21 protein-coding genes are annotated in these 21,033 nt (G+C 66.6%); all 21 read left to right on the top strand.

Features of this window, described 5'->3' with window-relative positions; genetic code table 11:
* On the top strand, positions 1–814 hold an 814-nt coding region (locus tag IEV67_RS17990; protein ID WP_373284507.1), incomplete at its 5' end, for an FHA domain-containing protein.
* Positions 811–1,626 carry a PP2C family protein-serine/threonine phosphatase gene (locus tag IEV67_RS17985; RefSeq protein WP_188438093.1) on the top strand — a complete coding sequence of 272 codons (816 nt, stop codon included), beginning with the start codon at positions 811–813 and terminating at the stop codon, positions 1,624–1,626. The genes IEV67_RS17990 and IEV67_RS17985, both read left to right, overlap by 4 nt.
* Positions 1,626–2,978, top strand: a complete 1,353-nt coding sequence (locus IEV67_RS17980) for an FHA domain-containing protein (RefSeq protein WP_188438092.1) — start codon at positions 1,626–1,628, stop codon at positions 2,976–2,978. Before IEV67_RS17985 ends, IEV67_RS17980 begins: the two co-directional genes overlap by 1 nt.
* The gene (locus tag IEV67_RS17975; RefSeq protein ID WP_188438091.1) at positions 2,975–4,666 is read left to right on the top strand and encodes a serine/threonine-protein kinase; all 1,692 of its coding nucleotides are present in this window, start codon (positions 2,975–2,977) and stop codon (positions 4,664–4,666) included. Before IEV67_RS17980 ends, IEV67_RS17975 begins: the two co-directional genes overlap by 4 nt.
* Complete coding sequence (locus IEV67_RS17970) at positions 4,663–5,985, top strand: RDD family protein (protein ID WP_188438090.1); 1,323 nt, start codon at positions 4,663–4,665, stop codon at positions 5,983–5,985. The genes IEV67_RS17975 and IEV67_RS17970 overlap by 4 nt, the downstream gene beginning before the upstream one ends.
* 13 nt (positions 5,986–5,998) lie before the next feature.
* Entirely contained in the window at positions 5,999–10,633 is a 4,635-nt protein-coding gene (locus tag IEV67_RS17965) for a type VII secretion EssC family protein (protein WP_188438089.1), read from the top strand.
* Positions 10,634–10,709: 76 nt separating this feature from the next.
* Complete coding sequence (locus IEV67_RS17960) at positions 10,710–10,988, top strand: WXG100 family type VII secretion target (protein WP_241245250.1); 279 nt, start codon at positions 10,710–10,712, stop codon at positions 10,986–10,988.
* A gap of 105 nt (positions 10,989–11,093) precedes the next feature.
* The gene (locus IEV67_RS17955; RefSeq protein WP_188438087.1) at positions 11,094–11,318 is read left to right on the top strand and encodes a hypothetical protein; all 225 of its coding nucleotides are present in this window, start codon (positions 11,094–11,096) and stop codon (positions 11,316–11,318) included.
* A gap of 10 nt (positions 11,319–11,328) precedes the next feature.
* Positions 11,329–13,026 (top strand): ABC transporter substrate-binding protein, encoded by a 1,698-nt coding sequence (locus tag IEV67_RS17950; protein WP_188438086.1) that lies wholly within the window; start codon positions 11,329–11,331, stop codon positions 13,024–13,026.
* 97 nt (positions 13,027–13,123) lie between these two features.
* A complete protein-coding gene (locus IEV67_RS17945; protein WP_188438107.1) occupies positions 13,124–13,825 on the top strand; it encodes a WXG100-like domain-containing protein in 702 nt (233 codons plus the stop codon).
* Positions 13,825–14,403: a scabin-related ADP-ribosyltransferase gene (locus tag IEV67_RS17940; protein ID WP_188438085.1), complete on the top strand. Its 579-nt coding sequence runs from the start codon at positions 13,825–13,827 to the stop codon at positions 14,401–14,403. Before IEV67_RS17945 ends, IEV67_RS17940 begins: the two co-directional genes overlap by 1 nt.
* 32 nt (positions 14,404–14,435) lie before the next feature.
* Positions 14,436–14,990 carry a type VII secretion system-associated protein gene (locus tag IEV67_RS17935; RefSeq protein ID WP_188438084.1) on the top strand — a complete coding sequence of 185 codons (555 nt, stop codon included), beginning with the start codon at positions 14,436–14,438 and terminating at the stop codon, positions 14,988–14,990.
* Entirely contained in the window at positions 14,987–15,406 is a 420-nt protein-coding gene (locus IEV67_RS17930; RefSeq protein ID WP_229703326.1) for a hypothetical protein, read from the top strand. The genes IEV67_RS17935 and IEV67_RS17930 overlap by 4 nt, the downstream gene beginning before the upstream one ends.
* A gap of 74 nt (positions 15,407–15,480) precedes the next feature.
* Positions 15,481–16,356: a hypothetical protein gene (locus IEV67_RS17925; protein WP_188438083.1), complete on the top strand. Its 876-nt coding sequence runs from the start codon at positions 15,481–15,483 to the stop codon at positions 16,354–16,356.
* 92 nt (positions 16,357–16,448) lie between these two features.
* A complete protein-coding gene (locus tag IEV67_RS17920) occupies positions 16,449–17,150 on the top strand; it encodes a WXG100-like domain-containing protein (RefSeq protein WP_188438106.1) in 702 nt (233 codons plus the stop codon).
* Between the two features lie 22 nt (positions 17,151–17,172).
* Positions 17,173–17,787: a hypothetical protein gene (locus IEV67_RS17915; protein ID WP_229703325.1), complete on the top strand. Its 615-nt coding sequence runs from the start codon at positions 17,173–17,175 to the stop codon at positions 17,785–17,787.
* A 93-nt stretch (positions 17,788–17,880) separates the two neighbouring features.
* Positions 17,881–18,582, top strand: a complete 702-nt coding sequence (locus IEV67_RS17910; protein ID WP_188438105.1) for a WXG100-like domain-containing protein — start codon at positions 17,881–17,883, stop codon at positions 18,580–18,582.
* Positions 18,583–18,662: 80 nt separating this feature from the next.
* Positions 18,663–19,157, top strand: a complete 495-nt coding sequence (locus IEV67_RS17905; RefSeq protein ID WP_229703324.1) for a hypothetical protein — start codon at positions 18,663–18,665, stop codon at positions 19,155–19,157.
* Positions 19,157–19,690 carry an SMI1/KNR4 family protein gene (locus IEV67_RS17900; RefSeq protein ID WP_188438081.1) on the top strand — a complete coding sequence of 178 codons (534 nt, stop codon included), beginning with the start codon at positions 19,157–19,159 and terminating at the stop codon, positions 19,688–19,690. Before IEV67_RS17905 ends, IEV67_RS17900 begins: the two co-directional genes overlap by 1 nt.
* Positions 19,691–19,882: 192 nt before the next feature.
* On the top strand, positions 19,883–20,614 hold the full coding sequence (locus IEV67_RS17895) for an FHA domain-containing protein (RefSeq protein ID WP_188438103.1): 732 nt from the start codon (positions 19,883–19,885) through the stop codon (positions 20,612–20,614).
* Between the two features lie 5 nt (positions 20,615–20,619).
* Positions 20,620–21,033 carry a DUF6630 family protein gene (locus IEV67_RS17890; RefSeq protein WP_188438080.1) on the top strand — a complete coding sequence of 138 codons (414 nt, stop codon included), beginning with the start codon at positions 20,620–20,622 and terminating at the stop codon, positions 21,031–21,033.

Raw genomic sequence — 21,033 nt, 5'->3', positions numbered from 1 at the left:
GCCGGTCGGCGTGCCACCGGTACCGGGCCTCGCCCCGGCGCATCCCGCGCCGGGCTACTCGTCGCCGGAATCGGTGGCGTACGCCGCCCTGGTCGGCCAGCCGCCGGCGCCCTCTGATTCCGTGCCCGCACTCGACGAGACGATTCCCGCACCTCCCGCACCGCGCATGCCGCAGGCCGCCCCGGTCGCGCCCCCTCAGACAGCGCCGCTCGCCCCGCCGGCAGCGCCGCAGCTCCCGAACGTTCAGCCCGCGATCGCGCAGCCGCCGGCGCCGGCGGTCGGTGACGACGCGTTGATCGCGTTCGTCCCCGGCATCACGCAGGACGGTCCACCGGCGCGAAGCCCGGAAGCTCCCGCAGTGCCGTCCGCGCCCGTCCAGAACCCGGTGGCCCCGTCGGTGCCGCCGGCGACTCCTCACCAGGATCCCGCCGCCGACAACGACGCGTCCGGCGATCTCGGCGATGTCGAGGACACCCGCATCAGCATCCCCGGCCATCGTCTCGTGTTCACGTGGGACGACGGCACGAAGGTCACCGTGTCGCAGCGCACCCTGTTCGGACGCAACCCGGCGCCCGAGGATGGCGCAGTGGCCGTCAACGTGCGCGACGAGACTCTGTCACTGTCGAAGACGCACTTCGAGGCGGCGGCCGAGGCCTCCGGCGGCTGGATCAAGGACCGGCATTCCACGAACGGCACCGTCATCGTGCGCGACGGTGAACGCATCCCGTGCACACCGGGCGAGGCGGTGCGCATCCGTCTCGGCGATGCGATCGAGATCGGTGACCGCATCGTCACGATCGGAGGGTACGCATGACAGCTCCACTGATCGTCTCGGCGGGATCGTCGACGCACATGGGCATGCGTCGCACGCTGAACGAGGATGCGATGCTCGCCAGCGCGCCGATCTTCATCGTCGCCGACGGCATGGGCGGACACGAGGCCGGCGAGCGGGCGAGTGCCGCCGTGGTCGAGGAGTTCGCCCGATTCGCCGGACGGCAGAGCCTCGAACTCGACGATGTGCTCGATGCGCTCAGCCGCTCGCGCCTCGCCGTCGACGCGCTCTCGGTCATGGCCACCGGCCGTGCGGGTACGACCCTCAGCGGCGTCGTGCTCGCCGACGTCGACGGCACGGGTTACTGGTTGAGTTTCAACATCGGCGATTCCCGCACGTATCGGCTGTACCGCGGTGAACTCGAGCAGATCAGCGTGGATCATTCGGTCGTGCAGGAGCTCGTCGAATCCGGCGAGCTCAGCGCCGCCGACGCGGCATCCGATCATCGCCGGAACATCATTACCCGCGCCATCGGCGCGGGGAGCACCGGCGATGCCGACTTCTGGATGTTCCCGGCCGAGCTCGGCGATCGCATCCTGATCTGCTCGGACGGACTCTCCTCCGAGGTGTCGGATGCGCAGATCCAGGAGATCCTGACCGCCGAGTCCGACCCGCAGACCGCCGCCGCCACGCTTGTCGGCGAAGCAGTCAGCGCCGGCGGCCGGGACAACATCACGGTCGTCGTCGTCGACGCGGTCTTCGTCGCGTCCCACCCTGGCGTTCACATGCAGGCGGACGACGACTTCGATGAGAACACGCGGCCTCGCGAGGCCACCGCAGGAGGGATTCGCTGATGCAGACGACCTACCGACCCGGTGACTGGTATGTGCTGGTGGCACCGGGAGCCCTCATCGCCCTGGCGCCCGATGCGCCCGAGCAGCTCGTCTCGACGCTGTGGAAACGGCAGCAGGAGGGCGGCGATCTCGCTGCGGTGATCGACGCGCTCACCGAGCAGGCCTCAGGATCGTTCGCCGCGATGCTGCCCTTCGCCGCCGTCGTCCTGGAAGGACCGGATGCCAGGATCGCCGTGCGCGGCGACGTCACCGTGCAGATCACCGGCCCCGAAGGCACTGAGAGCTTCGCGGGCACGAACGTGACCACGTGGAGTGAGAGATTCGCCCTGAACGCGAACCGGATCGCCGTCACTGCGAGCGATGTCGACGACACCGCGCCCCTTCCGATCACGGGTGGCGTCGTGCGTGCCGCGAACGTCAGCGCCGAGATCGAGCCCGCAGACGTGACGGTGCCGGATGCCGCGCCGACCGATGCTGCGCCGATCGAGGATGCCGACGTCGCGCCCGCCGCGGAGCCCGTGGTCATGCCCGAAGAGCTTTCCGTTGACGAGGCCGTCGACGTGCCGGTGGCGGAGGCTGCCGCTGAGGCGGATGACGCGCCCGTCGAAGAGTCTGCCGTGACACCGGTGACGGAGGATGTCGCCGACGCGATCGACGAACCGGTCGAAGAGGCAGAGCCTGCGACTGCGCAGCTCCCTGCGACTCCGGCTCCGATCGATGACGCCGTCGAAGGCGCGACACTCGTGCCCTCCGACATCTCGGAGACCTCCGACATCGATGAGTTCGAGCAGCTGTTCGGCGCGACGGTCGCGTCGCCCAACGCGATCATGCAGCCGGCTCCCGCTCCGCCCGCACCGCCGGCACCCTTCGGTGCGGCGCCATCGGGCGGCACGGCCGACGGCGACCATGACGGTGCGACGATCTCCGTGGCCGAGGCGCGCGCCATGCGTCAGAACGTCCCGACCTCCGAGCCGGACGCCCCGACCGCGATCCTCCCTGTGGTCTCCGCGGGTGCCGGTCGTGTGCGTGTCTCGACGGGCCAGGTCGTCACACTCGATCGCACGGTCATCATCGGTCGCCGCCCGCGGTCCACGCGTGCGAGCGGCGCAGACCTGCCGCACCTGGTCGCGGTCGAGAGCCCCCAGCAGGACATCTCCCGCAGTCATCTCGAGATCCGCCCTGAGGGCGACACGGTCGTCGTGGTCGACCTGCACACCACGAACGGCTCGACGCTGCTGCGACCCGGCGCCGACCCGCTGCGCCTGCACCCCGGAGAGCAGACCCTTGTGCTCTCCGGTGACGTCGTCGACCTCGGCGATGGCGTCACCGTCACGTTCGAGGATCTTCCGTGAGCAGACCCCCCTCTCCACCGCCGGAGCTTCCCGGCTTCACCTACGTCGAACCACTGGGCACCGGCGGCTTCGCAGACGTCTTCGTCTACGAGCAGCAGATGCCCAGACGCAAGGTCGCTGTGAAGGTGCTGCTCGCCGACAGGATCTCGAGCAGCGCCGCTCAGGAGTTCACCGACGAGGCCAACGTCATGGCGATGCTGTCGACGCATCCCGCGATCGTGACGATCTACCACGCCGGCGTCGCAGTGGATGGCCGCCCGTACCTGGTGATGGAGTACTGCCCGAGGCCGAACCTGCAGGTCCGTGCCCGGAGGGAGCCCTTCTCGGTCGCCGAGGCGCTGCGCGTCGGCATCCAGGTCGCCGGCGCCGTCGAGACCGCGCACCGCGCCGGTGTGCTGCACCGCGACATCAAGCCCGCGAACATCCTCGTCACCGAGTACAACCGGCCGGCCCTCACCGACTTCGGCATCGCGTCGAAGACCGGCGCGGTGACCGAGGCGACCGGCATGTCGATCCCGTGGTCCCCGCCGGAGTTCTTCGCCGATCCGCCGCAGAGCGGACCGCGCTCCGACGTGTTCGCGCTCGGCGCCACGCTGTACACGCTGCTCGCCGGTCGTTCGCCGTTCGAGCGCCCCGGTGAGCGCAACTCCGGTGCAGACCTCATCGAGCGCATCGAGCGCGCACCCCTGCAGCCGCTTACGCGGCCGGACTCGCCGGCGAGTCTGCAGCGCGCGATCGAGCGGGCCATGTCGAAGAACCCCGACGCGCGGTACCCGAGTGCGGTCGCGTTCGCGCGCGCGCTCCAGAAGGTGCAGATCGAACTGACGCACTCGGTCACCCCGATCGACATCATCGACGACCACCCGATCGCGGAAGACCTCGAGGACGAAGCCGACGGACTCACGCGGGTGCGCGACATCGTCAGCATCGACCCGGATGCCGGCGCCACCCGCCCGTCCGCCACGACTCGCCCGTTCGGCAACGCGCAGTCGGTCGCCGGCTCCGATGCCGGTCCGCGGTTCGAACCCGGCCGCCCCGTCCAGTCCGGCGGCATGCAGTCCGGTCCGATCCAGCCCAGCACAGCGCAGCCCGGCGCGGTGGAGGACACCGTCATGCGCGCCCCGTCGGCGTCACCGGCGCCCGCAGCATCCGCTCCCATCGATGATGAGAAGACGCTGATGCGTCCTCCGCGGACGGTCTCGCCGCAGACGCCGACGGTGCCGGGCGTCCAGACTGCGCCGAGCGAATCAGTCGCGAACCCCTCGGCGGACAAGCGTCGTCCCCGGGTAGGTCTGTGGGTGGGGGTCGCTGTCATCGCGGCGGTGGTCATCGGCGGCATGATCGTCGGCGTCAACCTGCTCTCCGGTGCAGGCAGGCCCGACCCGGTCGCGACGCAGGATGAGGTCGTCCCGCAGGATCCGGTGTCCGATGCCGTCCCCAGGGTGGAGGAGCTCACCGGTTCGCGCGACGGCACGGCGTTGACGTTCACCTGGACGAACCCGTCACCGGAGGACGGCGATCTGTATCTGTGGAACACCGTCGATCTCGCCGGATCCGGCAAGGCCGAGACGACCGACAAGACGACCGTGACGTTCCAGGGTGCCTCGGCGGGGCAGGTCTGCGTCGACGTCGTGCTGCGCCGCGGCGATGGACGCGCCTCGGAGCCGGTGCGGGGGTGCGTCGAGTGAATCCCCGCATCGAGGGAGGCGGCGGGACTCGCGACGCGACGATCTGGGAGATCGAGGACGAGACAGAGGCGATCGAGGGGCTCGATGAGAACGGCCGTCCTGACCCGGCGTACGCCGCGGCACTCGGCCTGCTTCCCGCCCCTCTCGGACGTCGCGCCGTCGCACTGGTCTGCGATGTAGCCATCTGGGTGATCGTTCAGCTGCCGCTCTGGATCGGCGCAGTCCCCCTGCTGCTCAAGCTCGCGAGTGGGTCGATATCGCCGTACGGATTCATGAACCATCCCGGCTTCGTGCTCGCCCTGGTCATGGCGGCGGTGACGGTGTTCCTGACGCTGGTGCTCAGCGTGCTGCAGCTGGTGATGCACGGGCGCAGCGGGCGCACGATCGGCAAGGCGATCGTCGGCATCCGCAGCGTGAACGTGCGCACGCTGGAGCGCCCCGGCATCGGGTGGGTGCTGCTGCGTTACCTGCTGCTGTGCGCGTCGAACCTCATTCCGCTGTTCGGGCCGGTGCTCCTCCTGTTGTCGCCGCTGTTCGATTCAGAACGCCGCAGGCGCGGGCTGCACGACAAAGCCACGCAGATATGGCTCATCGACGTGAAGCAAGGGCTGAACCCGTACGACCAGAAGCGTCTGCGTGTGGCGCGAAAGCTCGTGAAGGCCGAGCCGGCGCGGGAGCGGTCGGTGCTGCCTTCGCTCGCCACGCCGACCGATCCTTCGCAGCAGCCGGCATATCGTCCTGGCAGCCGGGTCAGCGCCGGCGTCATCGGCATCGCCCGACCCCACACTTCGGACGAGCGCCCCGAGATCGGCCTTCCGCGAACGACACCACAGCCACCTGCCGCATCGACGGAGCTCGGCAAGCCGGTGTTCGGCGGTTACCGCCAACCCGACGACGAGCGGGCAGTGGAGCCCGCGCGAGACGTCGCTCCCGTCGAATCACCACTGCCGCCGGTTGAACCGGCGCCCGTGGCCGCGCCGCAGCCTGCTGCGATCGTGTACTTCGGCCTGCGCCTCGACACCGGTGAGAGCGTCCCGGTGACTGAGCCGCTGCTGTTCGGGCGCAACCCGGATGCGGCGCTCCACCCTGGCGCACGCGCGGTGCCGCTCGATGACGAGAGCAAATCGCTCTCGAAGACCCATCTGCTGGTGCGTCCGGTGGACGGGGGCCTGGAGGTCACCGACTGCGGCTCGACGAACGGATCCGGGCTGGCCAGGGCCGGCGTCGAGTACGTCATCGACGCAGGTGTGCCGGTCGTGACCGTCGAAGGAGACACGATTCGTCTCGGCGACCGCAGCGCGGTCGTGGTTCGAGTGTGATTGAGGGAGACGAATGAGACTCAAACTGACGCTGCACCGCCAGGCAGGCGATCCGGTCGACATCGTGATCACCACGGATTCGACCGCGACTGCCGGCGATGTGGCGCGCCACATCGCCGAGGCGGACCCCACTCGGTCGATTCCGGTCGCAGAGGGCGACGTGCTCACGCTGGCCGTCGCTCCGCCGATGGCCGAGCGGCTGGTCCCGCTGCAGCCGGACATCCCGATCGGAGAAGCGGCGATCGGCTCCGGCTTCGCGGCATCCATCCTCAATTACGGTCCGGACTATGTCTCCACCGGTCAGCGCGAGGTGGTCGGCGTGCTGCGCGCGATCGCAGGACCTCTCACGGGTCAGGAGTTCCCCATCTCGTCCGGCCAAGTGGTCCTGGGGCGCGACAGCGGCAGCGACGTCGTCCTCGCCGATTCGATGGTCTCCAAGCGCCACGCGCGGATCGAAGCCGGCCAGCACATCGAGGTGGTCGACCTCAACTCCGCCAACGGCGTGATCGTCGACGGCGTCGCCGTGCAGCGGGTCCGCCTCGAAGAGGGCGAGCCGTTCGTCATCGGCGCGACGACGCTCGTCCTGCGCCTCGCCCGGTCGTACGACGGCACGGCCGCCGAAGAGCCGATCATCGAGCGCGGCGGCGGACTGATGTTCAACCGGAGTCCGCGCGTCGAGGTGCGCTACCCGGGCTCGGGCTTCAAGGCGCCGCGCATCCCGACCGAGAAGCTCGGCAAGATCTTCCCCTGGCCCATTCTGATCACGCCGATCATGATGGGTGCGGCGCTCTATGCGCTCAACGGCAACCCCCGTTCGCTGCTGATGATCGTCATGACGCCGTTGATGGCGCTCGGCAACATCATCAACCAGTCGGTGCAGGAGAAGAAGAGCTCCAACCACGAGTTCGTGCTCTTCGAACGGCAGTACGAGGAGCTCGAAGAGCAGTTCTTCCGCGGCAAACCCGAAGAGGAGCAGGCGCGCAACGCCGAGGCGCCACCGGTGGCCGAGGTGTTCGACCATGCCATGAGGCTCGGGCCGATGCTGTGGACCAGGCGCCCAGAGCACTGGAATTTCCTCGGCCTGCGGCTGGGCAGCTGCACACTGCCCGCCCGCAACATGATCGCCGAGATGGACACGCCAGAGGGGCTGCCGGAGTTCCTCGAGCGGATCGAACGGCTGCAGGAGCGCTACAAGTCCGTCGATGACGTGCCGATCTTCGAGCTGTTCGCGGATGCCGGATCCGTCGGAATCGCGGGACCCCAGGCGCTCGCGGCCGACGCGATGCGGGGAATCGCCGTCCAGCTGTTCGGCCTGCATGCTCCCAACGATGTGGTCTCCGTGGCCTTCGCGGACTCGGCATGGACGGCCGAGCTCGACTGGCTCAAGTGGATGCCGCACACGTCCAGCGAGAAAAGCCCGTTCCAGGGCGTGGCGCTCGCCGACTCCGCACCGACGGGAGGGGCGCTGCTGAGCATGCTGGAGGACTACGTGCAGCGCGCCGCATCGGGCGGCGCCGACAACAACGAACCGCGCGGTCCCTTCAAGGACGACTGGAACCCGCTGCTGTACGGCACCGACGTGTCTCGCGCTGCGAGCGATCACAAGAAGACGGTGCCGGTTTCGGTCATCGTGTTCGTCAGCAGCGATGCGCCGGTCGATCGTGGACGCCTCACGGATGTGCTGGACCGCGGCGCCGACCACGGTGTCCACGCCGTGTTCGTCTCGCCGACCGTCGAATCGCTCCCTGCGGTCTGCCGCAGTTACATCGACGTGACGACCGGCCTCGAAGCGGCCAGGGTCGGGCTCGTGCGCACCGGCGAGAACTTCGAGGACGTGCGGATCGAGGGCGTCTCCAATGCCTACATGCACATGCTTGCCAAGCGCATGGCGCCGGTGGTGGACGCCAGCACCGTCGTGCACGATGCCTCCGACATCCCGAGCACGGTGGGGTTCCTGCAACTCGTGGACCCCGCGATCGCCGAGGACCCCCAGGTCGTGATCGAGCGGTGGCGACAGAACAACACGATCGTCGACCGGTCTCCGACCCCGAGGCCGAGATTGAAGAAGGCCGGCAATCTGCGGGCGATCATCGGCCAGGGCGCGAGCGATGCCATGGCGCTCGACCTGCGGACGCATGGCCCGCACGCTCTCGTCGGCGGCACGACCGGTGCCGGAAAGTCGGAGTTCCTGCAGGCCTGGGTGCTCGGCATGGCCGCAGCCCACAGTCCCGACCGCGTGACGTTCCTGTTCGTCGACTACAAGGGCGGATCGGCCTTCGCCGACTGCGTCGAGCTGCCGCACTGCGTGGGTCTGGTGACCGACCTGAGCCCGCACCTCGTGCGCCGCGCGCTCACGAGCCTTCGAGCCGAACTGCACCACCGTGAGCACCTCCTGAACCGCAAGAAGGCCAAGGATCTGCTCGAGCTCGAGAAGCGTCAGGACCCGGAATGCCCCCCGGCGCTCGTGCTCGTGATCGACGAGTTCGCTGCCCTCGCATCCGAGATGCCCGAGTTCGTCGACGGGGTCGTCGACATCGCGCAGCGCGGCCGATCCCTCGGCATCCACCTGATCATGGCGACCCAGCGTCCTGCCGGCGTCATCAAGGACAACCTGCGTGCGAACACCAACCTGCGCATCGCCCTGCGCATGGCGGACGAAGACGATTCCCGCGACGTCGTCGACGATCCGGTGGCGGCGACCTTCCCCGCATCGATCCCCGGTCGCGGGATCGCGAAGACGGGCCCCGGCCGGCTCGTACCGTTCCAGTCGGCCTATGCCGGTGGCTGGACGTCGGAAGACGAGACCGGCGCCGTCGAGGTGCGGGCATCGGAACTGCGATTCGGATCGACCGCGGATTGGGAGCCCGATCGCCCTGCGGAAGCGGAGACGCACGACGAGGACCTCGGCCCGAACGATCAGAAGCGCATCGTCTCGACGCTGATCCGTGCCCGCGAGGTCGCGGCGCTGCCGCATCCGCGTCGTCCGTGGCTCGACGATCTCGCTGCAGTCGTCGAACTCGAGGATCTGGAGAACGAGGGCGACACGCGAATTCCGATCGCCATGATGGATGTGCCGGAGAAGCAGGTGCAGGAGCCGGCGGTGTTCGTGCCGGATCGTGACGGTTCGCTGGTCGTGTACGGAACGTCGGGATCGGGCAAGTCCACGGTACTCAAGACCATCGCCACCGCTGCGGGCATGCGTCCTGATCGTGGACGCGTACAGGTGTACTGCATCGACTTCGCGTCCGGTGCACTCGGGCCCCTGGCCGAACTGCCGCACGTCGGCTCGGTAGTGGACGGTGCAGATGCCGAGCGGATCCAACGCCTGTTCCGCACGCTCGATCGCGAGATGGATCGTCGCTCGGCCGCCTTCTCGGCTGCGAGCGCGGCAACGGTCCAGGAATATCGCGACATCGCCGATCCGAACATGCCGCGCATCCTGCTGCTGCTCGACAACTTCCCCGAGTTCAAGAAGGACTGGGAGTACGCGCCGGGTCGTGCACCGTTCTATCGCACCTTCATGCGCATCCTCGGTGAGGGGCGGACGCTCGGCGTGCACACGGTGATCACGGCGGACCGCGGCAACGCGGTGCCCAGCGCCGTCGCATCCAACATCTCCCGCCGCGTCGTGCTGCGCATGGGTGACGAGAGCCAGTACATGCTGCTGAGCGCGCCGAGGGACATCCTCGACGAGCAGTCCGCTCCCGGGCGGGCGATCATCGACGGGCACGAGACGCAGATCGCGGTGCTGGGCGGCACGACGAACGTGGTCGAGCAGACCAAGGCGCTGCGCGCACTGGCAGAGCGACTGCGTTCTCAGGGCGTCCGCGACCTGCCTGAGATCGGTGCCCTGCCCACCATGGTGCCGGTCACGGACATGCCGGCGACGGTCGACGCGATGCCCGTGTTCGGCGTCGCGGACGACACACTAGAGCCGCGCGGGTTCGAGCCGATCGGATCCTTCGTGATCTCCGGTCCGCCGGCCTCGGGCAGGACGAACGCGCTGAGGGCGTTGGTCGTGGCCATGGAGCGCTTCGACCCGAACGTGCGCATGTACCACCTCGGCAGCCGGCGCTCCGAGCTCAAGGACTTCCGTCCATGGGTGCGCAGTGCGATCAAGCCGGAAGACGAGAAGGAGCTCGTCACAGAGCTCGCCGAGCTCGTCGCCGGCGATACGGTCGACGGGCGCATCATGATCGTCATCGAAGACATCCCGCACCTGGCGGACGGACCGGCCGACCGGCCGATGCGCACGCTGCTGCAGGCGATGAACAACAGCGACCATCTGCTCATCGGCGAGGCCGAGATCAGCCGCGCCAGCGGAAGCGTCGGTGTGCTCGGCGAGTGGAAGACCGGTCGGCAGGGCATCATCCTCAAGCCGGACACCTATGACGGCGAATCGATCTTCAAGACGGCGTTCAGTCGGGTCAAGAGGTCGGACTTCCCCGTCGGGCGCGGAATCTTCGTGCAGGCCGGTCGCATGGTGACGATGCAGATGCCGTTCGTCCCCGAGCAGCCCGAAGCCCCGGCTGTCGCTGTCGTCCCGGCTGCCGTTGCCGTCGCGCAGACCCCTGCCGGTTCGGTGGATTCGGCGATGGGTAGCGGTGACATGGGTAGCGCTCCCCGTTTGCGGGAGCGCAATCGTTGACTAATCTCATTGACGAGGCCGAACGGGCCTGAACAGGGCCAGACAGGCCGGAAGACGAACGCGGGAGGCAGTTCTCATGGCACATGACTTTGGTGCAACGTACAGCGAGATGGAAAGCGCAGCTCAGCGCCTTCGTGACGGTCGCACGACCGTCACGGACACCCTGAAGGAGCTCCAGGGCGTCATCGAGGACCTGGTGCAGGACGGGTTCAAGACCGAGAACGCGTCGGGTCAGTACTCGACCGCTTACGACGAGCTGACGTCCTCGCTCGACGACGCCGCAGAGGCCGTCAACGACATGGCCACGGCGCTCGACCAGATGGCCGACAAGATCCGCGACTCCGACCAGCTCTGAGTTCGCACAGCATGAGGCCGTGGTGGCCGGTCCCGGGGGACTGGTGACCACGGCCTTTCGCCGTCCCAGATCAACCGCGGACGAGCGACGAATAGAATCGGGAACATGAGCGGATCACAGAGCTATTGGTACAACCTGTCGAACCAGACGGTGACACGTGCCGACGAGCGTCCGTCTGAGGACACCATCGGACCGTTCGCCACGGCCGAAGAGGCTGCGGATTCGCCCGCCGTGCTGTTGGAGCACGCGCGCGCCTGGCTTGACAGTGAAGAGAGCGAGCCGTTCCGGGCCATGGCCGAGGAGAGCGGCGACGACACCGACTACGCGTGATGGCGATGGCATGAGGGGGAGTCGTCGCGCCGCCGCGCTTGTCGCAGCCGCACTTGTGGTCGCTCTGGCGGGTTGTTCTCCGGCACTGCCGGAGTCGGTCGTTCCGGATACGAAGGTCGTCGTGGGATGGACCGGTGCGTTCACGTCGACGAACGCGGCCGCATCGCCGACGGCCGGCAACATCGACATCGCCCAGATGATCAGGGGCGATTTCGGCGACGTCGTCGACGGCGATTTCGTACCCGACGAGGGATTCGGCACGGTGGAGATCGTCAGCGACGACCCGTTCACGGTGCGCTACGACCTCGCCGAGCCGTCGTGGTCGGACGGCACCCCGCTCGACGCAGCGGATCTGCTGGTGGGCTGGGCGGCCTCTGCGGGGTACTTCGATCAGGACGGTGAGGGCGAGACGGATGCTGCCGCACCGGATGCTGCGGACGACGACGTCCCGAGCATCGACGAGTTCGCACGATCGGTAGACGTGACGTCCGCGCATCCGAGAAGCGACTGGCAGAGCGCCGTGACCGTGCCGGTGCCCGCGCACGTGCTCAGCGCCCGCGCTCTCGGCATAGATGACTCGATGGAGGCGAAGCAGGCCGCCATCACGGCGATCCAGACCCATGACGACGCCGCGATCCAGAAGATGGCCGACGTGTGGAACGAGGGGTTCGCGTTGGATGGCGGGAAGGTCGCGGACGAGCTGCTGCTCTCCAGCGGCCCGTTCCGAGTCGATGAGGTGGCAGACGGCGGTCAGCAGGTCGTTCTCGTGCCGAATGCCGCGTACGGCGGGCTCACGCCGCCGCAGGTGGCGCGCATCGAGCTCGTGCCTGGCGGCGATGACCCGCTCGCCGCCATGGGAAACGAACTGGATGTCGTGCAGACCACCCCTGTGGCGGCGAACAAAGAGCCGATCCGCGCGCTCGAGCGTCGAGATCTCGTCGTCAGCACCACCCGTGACGGAACGGTCTGGGCCGTCCTGCTGAAACCTACGGGTGTGTTCACCGGTGTGCAGGCGCGAACGGCGTTCCTGCATGCCGTGCCGGCGAGCGACCTGATCGAGCGGGGCGCAGGAGAGTGGCGCACCGCCTACTCGCCCACCACATCGATGACGACGTCGGCTGAGTCACGCGCGTACGAGGTCGTCAACGAGGACTCGGGCTTCACCCAGGCGCTCGGCACCACTCAGGGCGAGCCGCCGCTGGAGCGCGAAGCCGCAGGCATCGCAGCGGGAGCCCCGGTCTGCGTGCTCTACGACCGTGCGAGCGAGTTCGCCGTCGGGGCGTTCGCAGGGATGCGGGATGCTGCGGCAGAGGCCGGCTGGACGATCACGGACTGCAGCGCAGATGACTTCGATGCCGCCCTCGAACAGCGCAGCTGGGACGCGGTGATCGCTCGAGTACCGCTCCCGCAGACGCCCGGCGACATCGCGGCCCAGTGGGGCAGCGACAGCGCGGCCTCGATCGTCCGTCAGTCGGATCCTGATCGTGACGCGCTGATCGCGCAGCTCGCAGAGACGACCGATGTGTACGAGGCGCGGGATCTTCTGGCGAAGATCGAGGCGACTATCGTCCGGGCGGCTGTCGCGCTTCCGATCACGGGTGGACCGGTGCTCACGATCGTCGATCGTGATGTGACGGGTGTCGTGCCTCGCAACGGAGCGGTGGCGTCGCTGACGTCGGACGTCTCGCAATGGGCGGCAGTGCCGTGATCGGCGACATAGGCCGGTCTGCCCTGTGGGTTGCTCTCCCCATCGCGAGTGAGCGCCTGCGACGCATAGGGTCTTCTTTGGAGGTTGTGCCGTGGGAATGATGTTGCCGAATGAGCTTGTCTGGGTGATGGAGAAGCTGGGTTTTGAGTGGCCGGACATTGACGAGGATGAGGTCCGTAAGGGATCAACGCTCGTGCGGAATCTGGGAACCGATCTGGAGTCGGTGATCCAGGCGGTGGACCGGAAGATGAATGGCGATCTGACCGCAGCGATGCGGGGACAGACTGGGCCCGCGACCGTCAGCGCATGGAACACGAACCGTTCGCAGAATCTGCAGAAGCTGATCGACATCATGCCTCCGGCGGCGACCGCGATGGATGTCGGTGCGGAGGCGATTCTGGCATTGAAGCTGAAGGTGATCTTCGATGTGACCACGACGATGATCGCGTTGGTGGGGATGTTGACGAATCCGATCACCGCATTGGGCGCAGGTCCGATGCTGTTGATCAAGAAGAAGCTCTTGAACGCGGCGGTCGATATCGCGGTGGAGCAGTTGCTGGAGCAGCTGTTGCCGATGGCGATCGAGCCGATGTCGCAGCAACTGCCGGCGGTGATAGATGCGATTCTCGATGCGCCGATGGTGGAGGGTGCCGCGGGGGATTCAGATGAGTTCTACGCGGACCTGCAGGCATTGGAGGACGCGCAGACCGAGATGAAACTGCATGGTGAAGATATCTCGACGCTGACGTCGACGTTCTTCACGGAGTTCTCTGCTCTTGACTTTGGAGGAGACGCCTGATGTCTGCATTCGGACGCGCGTTCGCTGACCTGTGGCACGCGATGGTCAAGGGCGGCAAGGACGCGAACGTCAGACTCCCTGAGGTCGCCCGCAAGGTGGATGATCATCTCGAGGACTTGAAGCAGAAGGTGAAGCTTCTCGACGGCACCGACGCCCCCGATCTGACGGGAAGCCGAACCAACCGAGTGGATCGCACGACCACCGAAGCGCTGTATCGCGGGGACAACCGTCCGCCCAGCACGATCTTCGAAGAGGGCTTCCAGGTGCGGGATGCGAGCAACAACGACTACAACGACTTCGTGCGTCACAACACGCATTCGAATTTCGTCAGTACCACCACCAGTCCGGACCTGAACTGGCCCGCGGCTTACCGCTACTCCGTCGATGCGCCGGGCGGCATCGATGCTGATGCCACTATTCCGGACAATCCGTTCGGCCCGAACTCGTTCCGGCCGGAGCGAGAGATCACCTTCCAGGGTGGGATTCCCCGCGAGAACATCGTGGGTGCGCATCCCGTCGGCCCTGGCGGAACGCTGGGCGATTGGGTGCCGAACCCGCACTACAGTGGTGGAAGATGAGCGACCTCGATATGGACGGGAAAGAACCGCACATGACGACACCCACCGCGCCGCCCGTCACGGACGCGCTCCGCGCAGAAGCCCGTGCGAATCCGGGCGGGTGGGTGTACGCAATCGATCCGGAGTTCGCGGGCCTCGAGACCGTGCCGCCAGAGGGCATCATCGGAGCGTGGCGATCCGATGAAGCAGGCGAGTTGAGTGGTGACTTCACTCCTAATCCTCGATATGTGCCGTCCCCGGCTGCACGTGGCTGGGTCACCCCGACCACCAAGCTCGAGCGCGTGCTGCAGCTCGCGCGGGCCGGACACGCCACGAGCGAGCAGTTGGACCAGGAGTTCGCTGCCGCTGATGTCGTCATCTTCAGCCGCCCTGAAGGCGGACTCTTCCTCGCTGCCGCGAAAGACGGTGGTCGCCTCGCGTACGCTTTCACCGACGTGGAGAAGGCGGCAACCTCCGGGTACACGGACTTCACCACGATCCGTGGCCGTGAATACGCCGAATCGCTGCCGGAAGGCGTTCGGATCGCCCTCAACCCCGGAAGCGAAGTCGCCCTCGTCATCGAACCCGCCGACATCCTGAAAGCATGACCGGCGGTTCGCGCGCGATCCAGGTGATGCGTGAAGGGATCGTGCGAGATGCCACCGTCACGTGGCGGTTCGAGGAGCCGTATTCGTGGGTGGTGGAGATTCACTGTTCCGGATTCGGTACGGCCACCGCCCGCGCGGACGACGCCTTCGAGGGGCTCTGCGATATACGGGAAGAACTCGAGCCGTACGGGTGGCGGATCGGTGTAGCGGGCGCACAGGCCGATGTGTGGCCGAGCGGAATGGCCCGTGACCAGGGCGGCGGCCAGCGGGCCTATCGGATGACGCCGGAGAGCGTCGGAGATCTCGTGGACACTTTCGAACCGGTGGATCCGTCGACGGTGACCACGGTGGCCCTGCAGCGCGCCGAGACGGACCGTCTTTACGAAGCGATCCGACGTCGGGCGCACACGGACTGACCCGGACGCACAGCGTTGTCACCGGTGCGCTGTCAGTCAGTCGCGATGGGCCACCTTTCGGAGAGGTACGACCAATGACTGAAACGTCCGATTTCGCCGTCGTGCGCGACCGGCTCCGACTGCAGATGTTCGATGCCACTGAGCTGGGCATCCTCGACTTGACCACGTCGCCGGAAGAGATGCCACGGGTGCAGTTCGTGGCGGCCGAGCTGTACATCGGCCTCCAGATCGGTGATGAAGCAGTGGTCACGGTCGCACAGGCGGATGCCTGGGATGTGTCCTTCACGGACGCATTGAAGGCGGCGTTCGAATCGCTGCCTCCGCTCGAGATCGGTGCGGATCGCGGTGTGACGGAGATCACCGATGAGCAGCAGGTCGCCGCCCTGTTCCTCGACCCCTCTCGTGCCGCCGGATTGGAAGTCTCCGGTGACCTTGCGATCGTTCCGCTGGCGCAGACGCGGGTGGTCGTCACGGGCACCGACGATGAGCGCGGATTCGCCAGGGCCATCGAGGTCGCCGACGAACTGCTCGCGGAGGGTGCGCGTCTGGCGAGCATCCATCCGATCGGCAGTCACAACGGTCAGTGGTCTCCGTTCCCATGGCGCGACCGCTTCCCTGCGCTCGCAGAAGCGATCAGCCGCGTCACCCGCGAGTTCGGGGTGCGTGCGTACAAGGAACAGGAGTCTGCGCTCGACGCGGGCGATGTCCGCGTGCTCGAGCCCAAGCTCGACAAGCTTGAGACGGGAGGCACGGTGACTTTCGCGACCTGGCTCAGTGGCACTGCGGCGCTGCTGCCCGTCGTCGACAACGTCTTCATCGCCAGCGCTCAGGGGCAGATCGGGGTCATGGGTTTCGCGCAGTTCATCGAGCAGGCCGGTGACGCGGTCGTCCGCACGGAGCTGGCACCGATTCGGTATTACATCCCCGAGACCGTCAAGATCAGCGCGTAGGGCGGCTCATCGCACGCGCTCATGGGCTGATCTCCCCATCGCGCATCCATCGTCGGCCTCGGTAGTTTCATTGCGGAGGTGCTGCCGTGGGAATGATGCTTCCGGACGAACTGATCTGGATCATGGACAAGCTCGGCCTGGAATGGCCCGACATCGACGAGGATGAGGTGCGCCGGGCGGCGACGCTCGTGCGCGGCTATCGCGACGACATGGAGACGCTCGTCCAGGCCGCCGATCGCCGCATCAACGGCGACATCGCGGCTGCCATGAAAGGCAAGATCGGCACGGGCCACGTCGAGGCGTGGAACCGGAACAGATCCGAGAACGTGCAGCAGCTGCTCGATGTTCTGGGCCCCGCGAGCACCGGGATCGACATCGCGGCGGACATCGTGCTCGCGCTGAAGATCAAGGTGATCGCCGAGGTCACTCTGACCTTGATCCAGCTCGTGCCGCTCCTGGCGGCCGGTCCGTTCGGTGCGGGCGGTGCCGCAGTGCTCATCCTCGTCCGCAAGAAGCTCTTCTCGATGGCGATGGAGGCGACGCTCGAGCAGGTCATCAACGAGGTGCTTCCGCTCGCGCTTGACCCGCTCGCCGAGAAGGTCCCCGGCATGGTCATGGCACTGCTGGACGCTCCGGTCGTCGAGGACAACGTCGGTGACGTCGACGAGTTCTACGCGGACCTGGTGGCGCTCGATCAGGCCGCCGATGACATGGACGCACATGCGGTCGATGTCGAAGAGCTCACCGATCGCCTGCTGGCCGATCTCTCAAATCTTCAGATCTCGGGGGCGTGACAACGTGCAGTTGAAGCAGCTGATGAGGGAACTCGTGGATGCCGTCGATGGCGCCGGACGAGAGTTCAAGACCGGGTTCGCCGGCGCATTCCGCAAACGCGGTGGCCGTCATCGTGCGGATGCCGACGCCATCCGCGGTCTCGATCGACGAAGCGCGGACAGCGTGCCCAGGCATCGCGCGGAGCCGACGACGTCCCACGCGAAGAAGTACGACGTCCTCAGCGACGTCAGCCGAGGGGTCGAGTCGCACGGACATGTCGCGAGGCATGCGAAGCCGGACTACAACCCCATGCAGGACCTCGGCCGCTCGATCGGCAAGAGCGTTCATGACATCCCGGGCGACATCGTCGACGAGATCAAAGGTGTGCCCAAGACGGTTCCGAAGCAGCTGGTCGAGGAATTGTACGAGGATGCCATCGGACAGGACGATCCTGACAAGTACGGGCGGAAGGACGGCGACATGCGGTTCCTCGCGCCGTCGAGTGAGTCGGGCGACCTCAGCGGGCTCGGTCAGGGTGAGCTCGAGAGCCGGCTGGGCCTGGACCCGGGTGCGCTGGACGGAGCGACGGTCGAGGTCAAGCCGATCCCGGATTCACGATTCGTCAGCGTGGAGATCGACTATCCGGGACAGGACTGAGCGCATGGGCCTGCGTGGAGTGGGAAGTGCTACCCATAGTGATCTTCACCTCGTCTGCTTACAGTCGGTGCAGGAGGAGGTTGTGCCGTGGGAATGATGTTGCCGAATGAGCTTGTCTGGGTGATGGAGAAGCTGGGTTTTGAGTGGCCGGATATCGACGAGGACGAGGTCCGCAAGGGCTCTGTTCTGGTGCGTAATTTCGGGACGGATCTGGAGACGGTGATTCAGGCTGTCGACCGCAAGATGAATGGCGATATGGCTGTCGCTCTGCGGGGTCAGACGGGTCCTGCGACGGTGAGCGCGTGGAATACGAATCGTTCGCAGAATCTGCAGCAGCTGATCGACATCATGCCACCGGCGGCGACGGCGATGGACGTCGGTGCGGACGTCATCTTCGGTTTGAAGATGAAGGTGATCGTGGATGTGACGACGACGTTGGCGAGTCTGTTGTTGATGTTGACGAATCCGATCAGTGCGTTGGGTGCTGGTCCGATGCTGCTGATCAAGAAAAGACTGTTGAACGCGGCGGTGGATGTGGTCGTCGAGCAGTTGTTGGAGCAGTTGGCGCCGATGGTGATTGAGCCGATGGCGGAGAAGTTGCCTGCGGTGATCGATGCGATTTTGGATGCGCCGATGGTTGAGGGTGCGGTGGGGGATTCGGATGAGTTCTATGCGGATATGACGGCGTTGGAGGATGCGCAGGAGGCGATGAACGTGCATGGTGCGGATATCTCGACGTTGACATCGAACTTCTTCGCGGAGTTCTCTGCGCTCGACTTCGGAGGTGACGTCTGATGGCCAAGCCTGGACAGATATTCAGGAGAGTCGTTGACTCTGTGCTTGACGGTGGGATGAGCGCGCAGAGACTGCGGGGCATGACGGACAACCTGGGTGTGCATTTCGGCGACGTCAACACGAGGACGGGTCGCATCGACGTCTTCGACGGCTCCGGTGGGAACGGCGGTCCGATGCATGGCCCAGACCTCCCCAATCCGAGTGGGGACGGGCCTGTCGAGTTCCGCATTCCGGAAGGAGCGACCGACGCGGAGACCGCGCAGTTCCACGACTACGTGAATCGCAGCAACCAGTACCTCGCCGACGGTTCGTTGTCGGATTCTGGCCGCGTGAGCACCGCCGGGGAGATTTCCCGTGAAGCTCGTAGAGAAGCCCGACTCGAGCGGCTTCGCGCGGAAGCGGCCGGCACGCCGTATGACGGCGTCGCAGCCCACGTGCCCGATTCGACCTGGGTCGGCCAGGGCAAGCCTCCTGGGTGGGGTGACTACACTAGTCGTGTGAACTCGAGCCTCGCCGGGCAGGTCAATCGCTATCCGGTGGGGCACAATCCGACGATCTTCATAGTGAGGGAATGATGAGCGACTGGCCCACACGAATCGTCGAGCTGGTGCGCGTCAAAGAGCGCATCGCGAGTCTCGATGTCGATCGGATCTTCCCTTATACCCTGCCGGCCGTCGCGGCGTCGTCAGCGCGGCTGGACGAGCTGGAGGAGGGCACCGGCCTGATCCTCGACCTCGGCCACCGGTCGTTCCTGGAATCCGCGAACGGCTGGCCCGCGTTCTTCGAGACGCAGGACCTGCTGAGCGTCGAGCAGCTGGCGGCAGGCGCCCACCGTGACGTGTTCACAGCCTGGATGCAGTCTGCTCCGCCCCAAGCGGTCGCCGAGGGATACTCAGCGGCGACGCTGCTGCCGATCGCCGTGGACCTCGAGATGCCGTTGTTCGCAGCGATGCCAGTCGTCGATGGGCGCGTGGCCAGCCAAGTGCTCTCGATGGACCCTTCCGGTATCATCGATGCCTTCGATTCGTTCGAGGAATACTTCGATTCCACGATCGCATACACGCGGCGAAACCTGGCCGACTTCGAATCGGGTGCTTACCGTCTCTGAACGATCCCTCGATGCGAGCTGACCATCGTGTTGCCTGAGATCTGAGCTGATCTCTTCCCGAAGGCTGTGTCGGCTGAAGCCGACTTGACGCGCATCCGGGCTGATCCCGTGGCAGGATATTCGCCAGGGGGTCGTTACGTGACTGAAGTGGATGGTGCTACGGCGCTGGACGAGGATGCCGAGCCGAGGGTGATGCGCGAACCCGCACCGCTCCGGCTCGAGTTCGCCGGAGAATGGCACGACCTGCCGGCGGACAGACCGTTCATCATCGGACGCGAGGGCGACCTCGAGGTCGATGACAATCCCTACCTGCACCGGCACTTCCTGGAGTTGCAGCACCGCGACGGCTTATGGTGGCTGGCGAACGTCGGAGTGCGACTCGCGGCCACGATCTCCAGTGCCGGCGGGGCAGTGCAGTCGTGGCTGTCGCCAGGGGCGCGGATGCCGCTCGTCTTCGAGCGCAGCGTGATCGTGTTCACCGCGGGGCCGGTGACCTACGAGCTGAGCCTGCACACCGAGCAGGCTCCGTACGAGGTCTCCCACCAGGTCGAGTGGTCGATGAGCGGTGAGACGACCGTCATGCCGGCCAGCTTCACGGCGCTGCAGAAGCAGCTCATGGTCGCGCTCGCAGAGCCGATGCTCCGCCGTGAGGGCGTCAGCATGAACGAGCTGCCCTCCTCGAGCGATGCCGCCAAGCGCCTCGGATGGACGATGAGCAAGTTCAATCGCAAACTCGACAACGTCTGCGACAAGCTCGACCGCATGGGTGTGCAGGGCCTACGCGGCGGTCCTGGAAAACTCGCCACCAACCGCCGGGCCAGACTGGTCGAGTACGCCGTGACCTCGCAGGTCGTCACCCGGGCGGATCTGCCACTTCTCGACGATGACGCGCTGCGCGATCAGCACGATCCGGACGGCGACTGACCGTCGTGAACGAGGACTGGGCACGGCTGTGCAGGCTGCTCGACGATGATCCGCAACTCGTCGCCGCGGTGATCCATGCTGTCGATGATCCCTGGCTCGTCATGATCGAAGGGCTCGACGACGCCGGTGCGCTCGCCTATCTGGAACCGGGGGACACCGGAGCACAACTCGCCGATGCCCTCGCCGGTCTGCCGCGCATCTTCGCCACCGCAGTCGACCTCGACGCGGTCGGGGATGTCGACTCAGACCTCGCGACGGCCGTGGCCGTCGCGAACGAGATGCTCGACGAGCACGGCCTCGCGCTGGTGTATCTCGAGGAGGAACCCGACGCCTATCCTCTGGTCGCTGTGGCGGCCGACGACGCAGAGGAGATCGTCGCTCTCGCAGGCAGGCTCGGGCACGTCGCCCGCACGCACTGA

Source organism: Microbacterium murale (genome assembly GCF_014635185.1).
Lineage (GTDB): Bacteria > Actinomycetota > Actinomycetes > Actinomycetales > Microbacteriaceae > Microbacterium > Microbacterium murale.
Note: the sequence above shows the minus strand (reverse complement) of the source record. Positions and strands in the feature narration are given on the sequence as shown.